10 protein-coding genes are annotated in these 13,871 nt (G+C 42.2%); 4 read left to right on the top strand and 6 right to left on the bottom strand.

Annotation, left to right across the window (positions count from 1 at the left end; all coding sequences use genetic code 11):
• The first annotated feature begins 67 nt into the window (after nucleotides 1-67).
• A complete protein-coding gene (gene gorA, locus NO991_RS09940; protein ID WP_187489756.1) occupies nucleotides 68-1,429 on the top strand; it encodes a glutathione-disulfide reductase in 1,362 nt (453 codons plus the stop codon).
• Nucleotides 1,430-1,516: 87 nt separating this feature from the next.
• Here the strand turns inward: gorA and NO991_RS09945 are convergent, their stop codons facing one another.
• Entirely contained in the window at nucleotides 1,517-2,110 is a 594-nt protein-coding gene (locus NO991_RS09945; protein WP_166338735.1) for a Fic family protein, read from the bottom strand.
• Nucleotides 2,100-2,258, bottom strand: coding sequence for a hypothetical protein (locus NO991_RS09950; protein ID WP_166338734.1), 159 nt, complete (start codon nucleotides 2,256-2,258; stop codon nucleotides 2,100-2,102). Before NO991_RS09950 ends, NO991_RS09945 begins: the two co-directional genes overlap by 11 nt.
• Before the next feature lie 195 nt (nucleotides 2,259-2,453).
• Between NO991_RS09950 and NO991_RS09955 the strand changes: the two genes are divergently transcribed.
• The 3 genes from NO991_RS09955 (at nucleotide 2,454) to NO991_RS09965 (ending at nucleotide 6,230) form a co-directional block, all read left to right on the top strand.
• Nucleotides 2,454-3,494, top strand: a complete 1,041-nt coding sequence (locus tag NO991_RS09955; protein ID WP_300420811.1) for an AraC family transcriptional regulator — start codon at nucleotides 2,454-2,456, stop codon at nucleotides 3,492-3,494.
• Between the two features lie 205 nt (nucleotides 3,495-3,699).
• Nucleotides 3,700-5,373 (top strand): hypothetical protein, encoded by a 1,674-nt coding sequence (locus tag NO991_RS09960; RefSeq protein ID WP_371351969.1) that lies wholly within the window; start codon nucleotides 3,700-3,702, stop codon nucleotides 5,371-5,373.
• Between the two features lie 125 nt (nucleotides 5,374-5,498).
• Nucleotides 5,499-6,230 carry a glutaredoxin family protein gene (locus NO991_RS09965; RefSeq protein ID WP_187489758.1) on the top strand — a complete coding sequence of 244 codons (732 nt, stop codon included), beginning with the start codon at nucleotides 5,499-5,501 and terminating at the stop codon, nucleotides 6,228-6,230.
• 54 nt (nucleotides 6,231-6,284) lie between these two features.
• Here the strand turns inward: NO991_RS09965 and tldD are convergent, their stop codons facing one another.
• From tldD to rng, 4 genes are read right to left on the bottom strand one after another with little or no spacing between them, the layout of a single operon-like run.
• Nucleotides 6,285-7,724, bottom strand: coding sequence for a metalloprotease TldD (gene tldD, locus NO991_RS09970; protein ID WP_371351970.1), 1,440 nt, complete (start codon nucleotides 7,722-7,724; stop codon nucleotides 6,285-6,287).
• Nucleotides 7,721-8,551 (bottom strand): carbon-nitrogen hydrolase family protein, encoded by an 831-nt coding sequence (locus tag NO991_RS09975; protein WP_138616166.1) that lies wholly within the window; start codon nucleotides 8,549-8,551, stop codon nucleotides 7,721-7,723. The genes tldD and NO991_RS09975 overlap by 4 nt, the downstream gene beginning before the upstream one ends.
• Complete coding sequence (locus NO991_RS09980; RefSeq protein WP_371351971.1) at nucleotides 8,541-12,398, bottom strand: YhdP family protein; 3,858 nt, start codon at nucleotides 12,396-12,398, stop codon at nucleotides 8,541-8,543. Before NO991_RS09980 ends, NO991_RS09975 begins: the two co-directional genes overlap by 11 nt.
• The gene (gene rng, locus NO991_RS09985; RefSeq protein ID WP_054552783.1) at nucleotides 12,398-13,870 is read right to left on the bottom strand and encodes a ribonuclease G; all 1,473 of its coding nucleotides are present in this window, start codon (nucleotides 13,868-13,870) and stop codon (nucleotides 12,398-12,400) included. Before rng ends, NO991_RS09980 begins: the two co-directional genes overlap by 1 nt.
• Between the last annotated feature and the right edge of the window lies 1 nt (nucleotide 13,871).

Raw genomic sequence — 13,871 nt, forward strand, 5'->3', positions numbered from 1 at the left:
ATGCTATTATCAACTTATTACTAAATCGATTAATTAATAAAAAGTTATCTATTTTTGAGGACAAACTATGGCTCAGCATTTTGATTACATTGCAATTGGTGGTGGTAGTGGCGGTATTGCCTCTGCAAACCGTGCAGCAATGCGTGGCGCAAAAGTCGCTCTTATTGAAGCAAAACACATGGGTGGCACCTGTGTAAACGTGGGTTGTGTTCCAAAGAAAGTAATGTGGCACGGCGCACAAATTGCTGAAGCAATTAACGCATATGCACCTGACTACGGCTTTGATGTTGAATTAAAAGGTTTTAGCTGGGCTAAATTAGTTGAAAGCCGCGAAGCGTATATTGGCCGTATTCACCAAGGTTACAACAAATACTTATCTAGCAATGGTGTAACTGTAATCAATGGCTTTGCTAAGTTTGTTGATAACAAAACAGTTGAAGTAAACGGTGAGCTATACACTGCTGACCATATCCTTGTCGCTGTTGGTGGTCGCCCTACTATTCCTAACATTCCAGGCGCTGAGCTTGGTATTGATTCAAATGGCTTCTTTGAGCTAGACGCACAGCCTAAGCGTGTTGCTGTGGTTGGTGCAGGCTACATTGCCGTTGAAATCGCAGGCGTACTTCATAGCCTTGGTACAGAAACACACCTGTTTGTTCGTAAAAACAAACCACTACGTACTTTTGACCCATACATTGTTGATACGCTTATCGATATTATGGCAAAAGAAGGCCCAACTCTTCACACTGAGTGCACACCTAAAGAAGTAGTTAAAGAAAGCGATGGCAGCTTAACCATTCACTTTGAAAATGGTCACAGCCAAAACGTTGATGAAGTTATTTGGGCAATTGGCCGTACACCTACAACTGACAAAATCAACCTTGCTGCAGCAGGTGTTGAAGTAACTGAAGCTGGTTACGTTAAAGTAGACGAATTCCAAAACACCACAGCTGAAAACGTATACGCAGTTGGCGATATCATCGAAAACGGTATCGAACTTACGCCAGTAGCCGTTAAAGCAGGTCGTATTTTATCAGAGCGCTTATTCAATAAAGAACTACCTGATGATTTAAAAATGGACTACGAGCTAGTACCTACTGTGGTATTCAGCCATCCACCAATCGGCACAATTGGTTTAACAGAGCAGCAAGCGATTGATCAATACGGCAGCGATAACGTTAAAGTATATAAATCAAGCTTTGCAGCAATGTACACAGCGGTTACTCAGCACCGTCAAGCATGTAACATGATGCTAGTGTGTGCAGGCGAAGACGAAAAAGTTGTTGGCTTACACGGCATTGGCTTTACCGTTGACGAAATGATCCAAGGCTTTGCCGTTGCAATGAAGATGGGCGCAACCAAAGCAGACTTTGATGCTGTTGTGGCTATTCACCCGACGGGCTCAGAAGAGTTTGTAACGATGAGATAAACTCGCGTTACGAATCAATGTTAAAACCTTGTGGTGCTGCCACAAGGTTTTTTATTGAGTAAATTTGGTAGTGATTTCAGTACACTATCAAAGCTCAGAAATTGCTTGACTAAAAATACGTTTAAGTAAATCTAGGTTTAAATTCACACCTGCAATATTCGCATCAATCCACTCTCTCTGAGAGATTGGAGGCCACGAAACCTTATAGCCGATGCTATATAACATTTCTTCAAAAAAGAAACGTAACACTCTACCGTTACCTTCGCGGAATGGGTGAAGTAAATTTAGCTCACAAAACAAGTCTGCCACTTTTTCAATTAGTTCATCATTATTCTGACAATTCGATATTGCCGGAATGGTTCGAAATAATTTGTTAGCTTCAGGCTCAATACGCGTCCAAGTACAAAAGCGGGTATTACCCTTGGAGATATCAACATCCCTAATTTGACCTGCCCACACATATAAGTCTTGAAATAAGTGGTGATGAAGATGTTTTAAATGCTCAAGTGAAAACTTAGATAGAGGTTGTTCGGGGGAGTCATAAGTTCTATAGCGTTCAGCGGTAAACTCAGCTTCAGCTTGATCTAATATATCCGATTCTCGAATATCTAATAAATTAATTAATACATCAGAGGCAGGGTAGCAATATTTATCTTGAGCTACCCCGTATTTATCGCGCATATTTACGCTTCAATTCAGCAATACTTTTGCCTTCACTATTAGTTTTCAGCGTTAGACCTTCATAGCTTAAACTGACCTTAAAGTTATCCATATCGGGCATAAACTTAGTTTTTTGCTGATTGCTAGTCTTAGCAGTTTTGGTAGTCATAAACCCTCCTGTAATACTGATAATTCTAGCTTATTCAAGCATAAATTGCCATTAATCAACTTATTCGAAAGTACAGCCAAAAAGAAGAGAAAAAGGCAATTAAAATACTGACCAATTTAAACTTTTTAATGCCTATGATTACAAAGTGAGGGGGAGTTGTTAAACTCAGCTAAAAGAATAAAAACGTAAACTACTTTGCAATCAATCACTTTATTCCCTGTACACCTTGTACAGAGTATCTTTCTGTTCCAAATGTTATTTGGTGCATTATTAATTAATAGCCAAAAACAAAGTCGTTCCTTGGTGCTGCTGTTTGCATTTCAAGGCTGTGTGTGCGCCTTTAACCTGCTAGAAGGGTTAGGGTTTTCTAGTTACTTAATTACCCCTGCATTTACATTACTGTATGGGCCTATGATTTACTTTTTTACCTTGTCGATTACAGGTAAACAGCCCTTTAAAACATCACACTACGCGGTACACTTAATTCCTGCGGCTATTTCCTTGGCCTTTACCCACTACACGCAAGCGATCATTTTACTTGGTTCGCTCAGTCAACTTGGTTATTTCTACTTCGCTTATGGCATTTTAAAGCGCTATCACAAACAACTTATGCATGCGCGCTCAGATGCTGAGAGCCTTAAACTAAAGTGGCTGATCAAAGCATTATTTGTTTTTGCCATTATTGTCGTATTCGATTTGCTGCGTATGAATGTGCAACCAATCACGCCGCTCGATATAAAGATGCACTGGTATTTATTAAACGAAATACTGTTACTGCTGATGTTTAGCTTTTTGTTGTTTCACACCATCAAAAATAGCTTTCAATTCGAGCCAGTCACATTGTCAGAAGAACCCGAAGCTGAACAAACTGATTCGGCTGACGAGCAACTTGCGCAGCAAATTTTCTCAACCATTGATAACTTGATTATTAACGAATCGCTTTATCGACAACCTAGGCTCTCACTAAACGACTTAGCAAATCAAACCGGGCTCGGTAGTAAAGAAATATCTTGGGCTATTAACAGCACAACGGGGAACAATTTTTGTGAGTACATCAACCAGCATAGAGTGAATGATGTTAAACGCGAAATAGAGCAAGACTCACCTCAAAAACTCAGCCTGATAGAGCTGGCATTTCAAGCAGGCTTTAATTCTAAATCGACTTTTAATGCCGTGTTTAAAAAAGAAACGGGATTAACACCGAGTCAATTTAAGAAGCAAACGCAAAAGAATTAGCTCATAAAACAGACAAAAAACGTCCTAAATCCTGTTTTAGGACGCTTTTTTACAACTCAAACGCTAATTTAAACAAAAAACAACTTTGAGACTCCTGATGTACAAGTCCTATTTTTTACTACTAACTTTGTGCCTATTAATAAACTTTTCGGGTTTTGCTTTAGCAACGAATCACTCTTTAGAGGTGACGAATCAAGCTTTAAAAGTGCAGCCAAGTCGTGTTGGTGCAAGCGATCCAATCGCTTACTTTCAATCGAAAACAGCAGCAATAGAATTTGCTAAACAACAAAACTGGGCTCAGGTGAATAAACTCACAAAAATGCTCATTAATGAATATCAACACGATGGCGATACTTGGTATGTACTTGGCCTCAGTTATTTTCAATTGGCCGATTACCAAAATGCCAGCAATGCTTTGCAACGCGCACTTGCAATTGGGACTAGCTTAAAAGGCATTCCTAATGGGGCCAGTAACCCAAACGATTTAATGGTTAAAATTGCAGAGGCATACGCAGAGCTTGATAACCAACAGCAAGCCGAGTATTGGCTTAAAAAAGCACTAGCAGCAAGATGGGATGACCGCCCAACACTTACTGGCACCAGCTTATTTAAATCTGGTATTAACCCTTACTTTGAACGCTTTGCACAATCAGCCAGTTATAAATCACTTGCGGGTAATAATTTGGATACTGAACTCAATCGAGATCAAAAATGGCGCGCCGATTTAGCGTTTTTAGTCTCAGAAATTAAACGTTTACACGTGGCAATGTATCAAAACATGAGCTCACAACAGTTTGCAGAAAAAGTAGCTGAGATTGATAAGTCGATTCCTATTCTAACCGATCAGCAAATTGTTTTTCAGTTTATGGAGCTAATTGCATTACTTGGCAATGGTCATAATCTATTGATCCCAGCATGGGGTGAAACAGGCAACTTTCAGCAACTACCATTTCAGTTTTATCAATTTAGTGACGGTTTATACATCAGCAAAGCAAGTAGCGATTACCAGCAATATGTTGGCTATAAAGTTGAGGCATTTGCCGATACACCAGCCCAGCAAGCTCTTGAGTTAACTAAACGTATTAATGCTCGCGATAATGAAATGCAAACCCTTTGGTTGGGTCCCTATTATTTAAGTTTGCTTGATGTGCTAAACGGGCTTGGCATTAGCAAAGGGAGCGAGGTAACACTTACGCTCAGCTCACCACAAGGCGCTATCACCACAGTTACACCAGCGCTCAAACCAATGCAATTTACTGGTTTTCCTAAGTTACCAAAACTTGCTGAGCACCCTACGCTTAGATACTTAGCAAAAAACAATACGCCGTTTTGGAGCGAACAAATCAAAACGAATAAATTACTGTATGTACAATTCAATGATGTGCGAAATAACAAAGATCTCACCCTTGCTGAATTTGCCATGCAGCTACAAGCACAAATCAAACACGATGACATTGAGCACCTGGTGCTAGACCTTCGCCATAACAGTGGTGGTAATGGCTCGCTCACCCCGCCTTTGGTGGCAACGGCCGCATTTTTTAACGTATTAAAACCACAAGGAAAGCTATTTATATTAATTGGCCGCAATACGTTTTCGGCAGGCCATGATGTAGCTGTAAAGATTGACAATATAGTGCCAGCGATTTTTGTAGGTGAGCCATCAGGCACCCGCCCGAATGTGGCAGGTGAAGCTGGCTGGTTTAACCTGCCATACAGTAAACAAACAGGCCTTATTTCGAGCCAATTCCACCAGCAAAGCCGAGCGGAAGATCATCGAATCTGGTTAGCGCCCGATATGCCAATTACACTTTCTGCAAAAGACTACTTTGCAGGTATCGATCCGGTAATGGATGCTGTTTTAACTATAACTAAGCAATAACCAGTGCTGGCACAAACCTTGTAACTGTTAATAAAGTAACCAGTTATAGCAAGAGTTTGCTCTTGTTTACTGTGTAATTAAGTAGTTATTACGCAGTAAACAAGGCATTTTTACAAGGAGGCACTGTGTCTAAGTCTGCAATTTTATATCGCATGGTGACCGATGAGCATATTTGCCCATTCGGTTTAAAATCAAAAGATTTACTAGAGCGTCATGGTTACGATGTTGATGATCGTCACTTAACCAGCCGTGAGCAAACTGACGAATTCAAACAGCAGCATGATGTAAAAACCACACCACAAACCTTTATCAATGATAAACGCATTGGTGGTTACGATGATTTACGCGACTTTTTTAATCTGCCCGAGGCTGGCCAACAAGGTACCAGTTATACCCCTGTTTTAGCCATTTTCGCAGTAGCTATGCTACTAAGCTGCGGTTTCACTTATGCCAGTGGTGAGGCTTTATTTTCTATGCAAAATCTGATGCTGTTTGTTGCATTATCCATGGCGGTATTAGCGATACAAAAGCTGCAAGACTTATACAGCTTTTCTAACTCATTTATTACCTATGACTTACTAGCCATGCGTGTCGTGCCCTACGCCTATGTTTATCCATTTATAGAGGCGTATGTAGCGATAGGTATGGTGGCTAAATTACCCGCCTTAGCTGTAGCACCATTTTCATTATTTATTGGTGGTATAGGTGCGGTATCAGTTATTAAGGCTGTGTATATCGATAAACGAGAGCTGAAATGCGCCTGTGTTGGTGGCGACAGTAATGTGCCGCTCGGCTTTATCTCTCTGAGTGAAAACTTATTTATGATTGCCGCAGGTATATGGATGCTATTGAGCTAATACAAAAACGCGAGGGATTACCCTCGCGTTCATTTTAACTATTATTGAGGATTATTAAGCCGTACCACCCACAGTTAGGTTATCAATTTTAAGGCTTGGTTGACCCACACCAACAGGTACGCTTTGGCCATCTTTGCCACATACGCCAACGCCTTTATCAAGCGCTAAGTCGTTGCCTACCATCGAAATTTGCTGCATCACTTCTGGGCCATTGCCAATCAGTGTTGCGCCTTTGATAGGTTGCGTGATTTTACCGTTTTCAATTAAGTAGGCTTCAGAGGCACTAAATACAAACTTACCTGACGTAATATCCACTTGGCCGCCACCAAAGTTAGGCGCGAAGATACCTTTTTTCACTGAGCTGATGATATCAGCTTGGCTGTGCTCGCCACCTAACATATAGGTGTTGGTCATACGCGGCATAGGTAAATGAGCATACGATTCACGGCGTGCGTTACCAGTAGGGTTAACACCCATCAAACGGGCATTTAGCTTATCTTGCATGTAGCCCTTTAAAATACCGTTTTCAATAAGCACGTTATACGAAGCTGGTGTCCCTTCGTCATCCACGTTCAATGAACCACGGCGATCAGCAATGGTGCCATCATCCACGACTGTACACAGTTCAGATGCCACCTTTTGACCTACTTTACCGCTAAACGCTGATGCGCCTTTACGGTTAAAGTCACCTTCTAGGCCATGGCCTACCGCTTCGTGTAGTAACACACCCGGCCAACCTGCGCCTAGCACGACTTCCATGCTACCGGCAGGTGCATCGATTGCTTCTAGGTTTACTTTTGCTTGGCGAACAGCTTCTTCGGCGTATTCCATCCAGCGCGGTTTGCCATCGACTAACTCTTTAAAATAGCCATAATCTAAACGCGCACCGCCCCCTGCACCACCGCGCTCACGACGGCCGTTCTTCTCCAGTAACACTGAGCAGTTTAAGCGAATAAGCGGGCGAATATCGGTGGCAAAGGTGCCATCACTTGCAGCAATTAACACTTCTTCATAAACCGCCGACATTGAACTGATCACTTGCTCAGCATCCGGCGCTAATTGACGAATATAGTTTTCAAGTTCACGTAGCAGGCTTACTTTGTCATCGTTGCTCATGCTTTGAATTGGCTGATGCGGCGCATACTGCTCTTTAGCAGCTACATCACTGAACACCTGAATTGTTTTGTTTTCGCCAGCATTGGCAATGCTACGCGCAGCCGTTGCTGCTTTGTTTAACGCTTCAAGGTTAATCGCATCTGAGTATGAAAAACCGGTTTTTTCACCGCTAACAGCACGCACACCCACACCACGCTCAACGTTGTATGAGCCTTCTTTTACTAAACCGTCTTCAAGCACCCAAGATTCGTGATGGCTCGATTGAAAATACAGGTCGGCATAGTCAACTTGGTGCTGATGAATAAAAGCGAGCGTTTTTTCTAATTCTTCTCTTGTTAATTGGCTGTCATGTAATAAATGCTGTTCAACCGTGTTCATAATAAATGCTCTCTAAATCGTTGCTGAGACTGCACAGGCATGTCTTGGCGAATTGTATTCAAGCGGTTTAAATCAAGCTCATGGCTGATAAACCCGGTACCAGAGGCAAGCTCACTGAGCGTTTCTCCCCATGGTGAAATAATAATGCTGTGGCCATATGTGTGGCGGCCATTTTCATGCTCGCCCCACTGCGCTGCGGCAACCACATAGCATTGTGTTTCGATTGCCCGCGCAGCTAATAAAATATGCCAATGAGCAGCGCCGGTGACTGTGGTAAAGGCACTGGGCACTAAAATAAGCTCAGCCCCTTGGCGCTGCATGGCGGTGAATAAGCCACTGAAACGTAGATCATAACATACTGCTAAGCCAATTTTACCAAATGGCGAATCGACCACCACAATATCATTGCCTGCTTGCGTCGCATCAGACTCTCGGTAACTGCGGGTAGTGTCGGCTACATCTACATCAAATAAATGAATTTTATTGTACTGCGCAACCAGATCGCCTTGGTTGTTAAATAAAAACGAGGCTGCTAAATACTTACCATTTTGCTGCGAAACAGGCAGGGTGCCAGCGGCTAACCAAATATCATGTTGCTTGCATAAATCGGCAAGTTTCGCTTTATATGCTTCACTTTGGTGACCTAATTGATAGCTTGCTTGGCTTTGCTTACTAAAGATCAAAAAACTTTCAGGTAAACACACTAGCAATGGCCGAGTTGCAGGTAACTGATTCAATGTCTCTGCTAAAAAAGCGAGATTTTGCTCAGCATTCATACTTGAGCACATTTGTACTGCAACAACCTGTGGGTGAGGATTAGCCTTCATTATTATCTAAACTCGCTGAAGATGCGGCATCTTTTAATTTTAGTTGCGTCGACGACTGCGGCTGGCTTTGCGCGGCTTGCGGTAACGTCACTTCACGGCTCTTACGATCAACTTCTTCGACAACAGGGTCGTTCATACTGCCTGTTACTTTAAAGTTGATCTCTGAGATCACCCGCGCTGAGTGAATCACTTTGTCGATTGCCAGCGCAGCAAGACCACTTACCGGATTAACCATCCATGCCACAATCACTGGAATACTCGACGTTACCTGCGGCGCAACCGCTAGATCGTAATCAATTTCAAAGGTATTTAAGTTTGTATGGCCTTTAATCGTTAAATCAGCAGGCACACCATCAAGTTTGGTATCTTGAGTGTAAGCAATGCCCTTTTCTAGCTGCATCGTGCCTTGCATGCTGTTATAGAAAAAGCCTTTGGAGAATACATCTCTAAAGTCCAGTTTCAGCTTACGCACTAACGAGTCTAAACTCAGTAATGAGAATACTCGCGCACCACCATCACTGATCTCAGCAAGGTGCCCTTCACCTAAACGCCAATCTAACTCACCGGCTAAACTTGGTACATCAAAGCTATAAGGGGCGCCTTGCCATGCAAGATCAAACTTAATATTGGCGTCAGAGTCTTTTACTGTAGTAGTGATATCAAACTCATCAAATAGCGCACCAATATCGTCACTTTGTAAGTTACCACTAAAGCGTGTTTGCCCATGGGCAAATTGCCCTTTACCGCGCAATACGTGATCGCCTTTGTCGATGACCAGCTCAGTAAACAAAAGTTTATCGTTCTCCCCAACTAAGCTGCTTTTAATTTTATCGAGCTGATACTCAGCGACTTTACAATCTTCACAGTTAAACTCGATGGCTGGGACTCGGGTTAACCAGCTTAAATCTTCAGGTTCAGTGCTTTGCTCTGTTTGCTCTGCAACTTCGTTAAAATTAATACGCAGATAGTCAGTAAAAATTTGAATTGGTCTGCGTGTTTCACCGGTTGGGATCAGTGCATCGGCACGTAATTCTTTAGCATTTAGCTTTAACTCTAAATCTGATTGTTTTGGCGCTAAGCGAAATTCAAAATCATTAAAGTCGATATTGTGTAGTGCCAGTTTATTAAATTTGCCCGTTACGTTGTTGAATGCAGGCATCACACTTGGCGCATCTGACTTAACTTTGGTAAGCGCAATAATTTGATCAATTAAGCCAAACCAAGGCACTATTTCGGTTTCTGGTAAATCAATAGATACCGCAAAACCTTCACGATTCAAACCTAAATCTTGTGCACCTAAAATTAAATGGGCATTACTAAATTTCTTTTCGCCATTATCTAAAATCGCATTAAAAAATAACTGCTCATCAACATTTGCGGTGATCAAATTAGAAATACGGTCGCCCTGTACCACTGCAGTTAATGGCCATTTATGCTCTGCGCCTTTGTTATAAGGTGCAGGTAGTTGGCTAGTCACACCGATTAAATTACCACTCACATCAGCGCGGTAATTAAAGTCATTCGGTAAAAAGTTAAGCGACACATTAATATCTACATCACTTTGGCCGCTTAAGTAACCGGCCAGTAAACCATGGGCCTGTTCAATTAAAGGCTCAGCTTCAAGCGCTAACTTTATAGCAATTTCAGCGCGATAGTTATCAGCCACACTTTCACTGTTATAACTTGCAGTGAGCGGCATACCCATCCAATCTGCTTTGGCATTTTTTAAGTCGATTTTATCGTTGTTAAACTTAACAATACCGGTCATGTGATTAAGTGTGATCCCAGGCTGTGCAAGGTAAATCGGAATATTAGCTAACTCAACTTCACCAATCGCATCAACATGACCTGATTCTAGATCTACTAGTAATTCAATTTCAGCCTGCGCTTCCCCTTTCGCTTGAACTACCTCAAATACATCAGCTAACGGTTTTGCTAACGGAGTCGCAGAAAAGAAGGGATTAAGCTTATCGCCATGGGCGCGTTTATTAATAGCAACTTTTAAGACATCTGCATTCATTAAATCGGCAATACTGACATGCACGCTATCGCCAAGGACTAGATTAACCAACTTGCCCGACTTGCTATAGATATCCATGCGCTCATTTTCGAAATGTAAAATGACGTTGGCATCTTCAACTTCTGGCCAGCTTGGTGAAAACTTATAGTTCGCGTTTTCAACATTCGCTAACACTTCAAATTGACCTTGCTGCTCTTTGAACGGAAACCCTTTAAATGGCCCTGAGAACAACACTTGCGCTTTATTTACTTCGCCACCTTTAATGGCTCCATTGAGGTAGCTAACAAGGCTTTTGCTCATGACAGGTAACGGAAAATAATGCCCAGCGACTTTGGCATCAGGGGCATAGGCTTCAGCATATAAATCTAACCGCGGTTCATCAGTCAGGCTGAGCATCATCTCAGCAGCCACAGTTACTTCGTCGTTATCAAGCCAAATATTATCGCTACTAATGCGCCAGCCATCATCGTAATGATGAAGGTCTAGTTCTACATTTAATTGGTTATAGGCAATATCTTGGCTAAAGCTGCCGTTTGTTAATAGTTGATTATTCTCGCCATAAAGCTGAATTCGCCCAGCTGATTGATTAATTAAGCCATTAACGCGGATAGCTTGCCCACCCGGAACACCTTGCAGCGACAGCCAATTAATTTGTTCGCCCTGAAACCAAAGTTGCCAGTTATCCTGCTGACCTAACTCAAGGTAGGCATCACTTAACTGACCATTGGGTTGACGAGCTAAAAACGGGGCAAGTACTTCAAAGTTACTTAACTGCGATAACTTGGCCAGCAATGCAAAATCAAATTGCTTTAACCAAATTTGATTTTTATCGCCAAGCTGAGCTTCAAATTGTAAGGTTGGCCATTGTTTTAAATCGCTTTCAAAGGTAAGTCCGGTGCTTTTTAAGCGCCAGCCACCTTGCTTTGGAAATAAATGAAAACCACCTTCGCTTAAACTAATTTGATGCGCTTCTTGGTTTTGTTGCCAGTTGATAAAACTCGGTAGCCACTGCACTTTTACATCGCTGATCAGGCCTTTATCAAGGCTAAACCAAGTTTGTAAGTTGATGTCGGAATTAAGCTGCTGCTTGTCGGTATTAATATATTGTGCCAGCCATTTAGATACATCAACGTTCGCCGCTTGCACATAGATATCACCTGCCATGGTTTCAAGAGTCGACCCATTCAATGCCATACGGGCGTCAAAGCTACCAACAGAAATTCCTGGTAACGCTAATGTACCTGAGCCTTGATGTTGCTCAGGAGTATTTTGCCAGACAATGTTTTCAAGAATGAGCTTACGCTCTTTACCATCATTGAGGATAAAGTTAAGGCTACTATCTTGCACTGCAAAGTGCCCTGTTTCACCAAGAAACAAACCTTCGATAAGTTCTTTTTGCTCAAAGTTACCAGATTGTTGATTATTGCCTAAATCAAGCATCGTTGGTAAATCGACATCAGCATGAAAACCATTGATCACAAAGTAGCTCGATTTAAGCTGACGGGTTTTTACCGATTCCCATAAGTTAACTTCAAGGCTCGCTTTATCAATGGTGAGTGCAATGGGTGAGGTTTGGTTATCTTCAAAGGAAATATCTTCGATGACTAAGGCGGGCCCTTTCCCCTGCCAACTGGCTGAGATTGAGCCAATCGCTAAATTTACATCAAAACGTTCATACAAAAACGCTTCAATGTCATCTTTATAGTCATTCGCGTATGGCAGTGAATACTTTACCACAGAGACAATTACGGCCAGCAGTACGAGAGTAATAGCAAATACTTGCCATAACTTACGTAAACAATAAAAGCAGACCGTTTTTGCCTTCATTACATCATTACCACATCAAACTGTTCTTGGTTGTATAAACTTTCTGTTTGAATACTGACTTGCTTACCAATAAATAGTTCCAGCTCAGCAAGGTTGTGATACTCATCGTTGATCAATGCTTCACTTACCGAAGGCGCTGCGTAAACCATGAACTTATCAGCTGCATAGGCACGGTTTACCCTCACGATTTCACGCAAGATTTCGTAGCAAACCGTTTCGACCGTTTTTTGCGAGCCGCGCCCTGAACACGCTGGACACACATCACAAAGAATGTGCTCCAAGCTTTCGCGGGTGCGTTTGCGGGTCATCTCTACTAAGCCTAGTGCAGATAAGCCGTTTATGTTGGCTTTTGCACGATCTTTTGCAAGCGCAGATTCAAGTGAATGCAATACTCGGCGTTTATGCTCATCACTAATCATATCGATAAAGTCGATGATAATGATGCCGCCTAAATTACGTAAACGTAGCTGACGAGCAATCGCTGAGGTTGCTTCGATATTAGTATTAAAAATGGTCTCTTCGAGGTTACGGTGGCCAACAAACGCACCGGTATTTACATCAACGGTTGTCATCGCTTCGGTTTGGTCGATAATTAAATAACCTCCCGATTTAAGCTCAACTTTACGATGTAGTGCTTTTTGGATCTCGGTTTCAACATCGAATAAATCGAAAATAGGTCGCTCACCCGGGTAGTATTCTAATGCTCCCGATAACAGCGGCACAAATTCTTCAGTAAATTCTTTAAGCTCTTGATAGGTTAGTTTTGAATCAACACGAATACGCTCCATGTCTTCACCTACGTAGTCACGTAGAGTACGAAACGCCAGTGTTAAGTCTTCATGCAAGATACTTTCTTTACTGGTTTTTTTGCGCTTAGTGACGATTTTTTGCCACAGCTTTTTTAAAAATTCCGCATCGTGACGTAGCTCTGCTTCAGATGCACCTTCTGCTGCGGTACGAACAATAAAGCTGCCGTCATCATCACCATATTCAGCAACAATTTTCTTTAAACGCGAACGTTCTTCTTCGGTTTCAATACGCTGGCTTACACCTACATGTGTTGCATCTGGCATAAACACTAAATAACGAGAAGGAATCGTGATATCGGTTGTTAAGCGCGCGCCCTTGGTACCTAGCGGGTCTTTAACCACTTGCACCATGATATGTTGACCTTGGCGCACAAGCTCTCGAATATCTTGTACTTTTTTGATTGGCTGTTCGTCAACGCCTTCTACAATTGAGGCACTGTTTACAATGTCTGATGCATGTAAAAAGGCGGCTTTCTCTAAGCCAATATCGACAAACGCAGCCTGCATACCCGGTAGTACGCGGCTGATTTTACCTAGGTAAATATTGCCCACTATGCCAAGGTTGCCAATTCGCTCTAATTGGATTTCTTGCAGTACGCCATTTTCGATAAGCGCAACGCGACTTTCGCTCGGTGTAACGTTGATCAGTAATTCGGTGCTCATG

The sequence above is a fragment of the Pseudoalteromonas sp. DY56-GL22 genome (assembly GCF_041414715.1).
Classification (GTDB): Bacteria; Pseudomonadota; Gammaproteobacteria; order Enterobacterales; family Alteromonadaceae; genus Pseudoalteromonas; species Pseudoalteromonas simplex.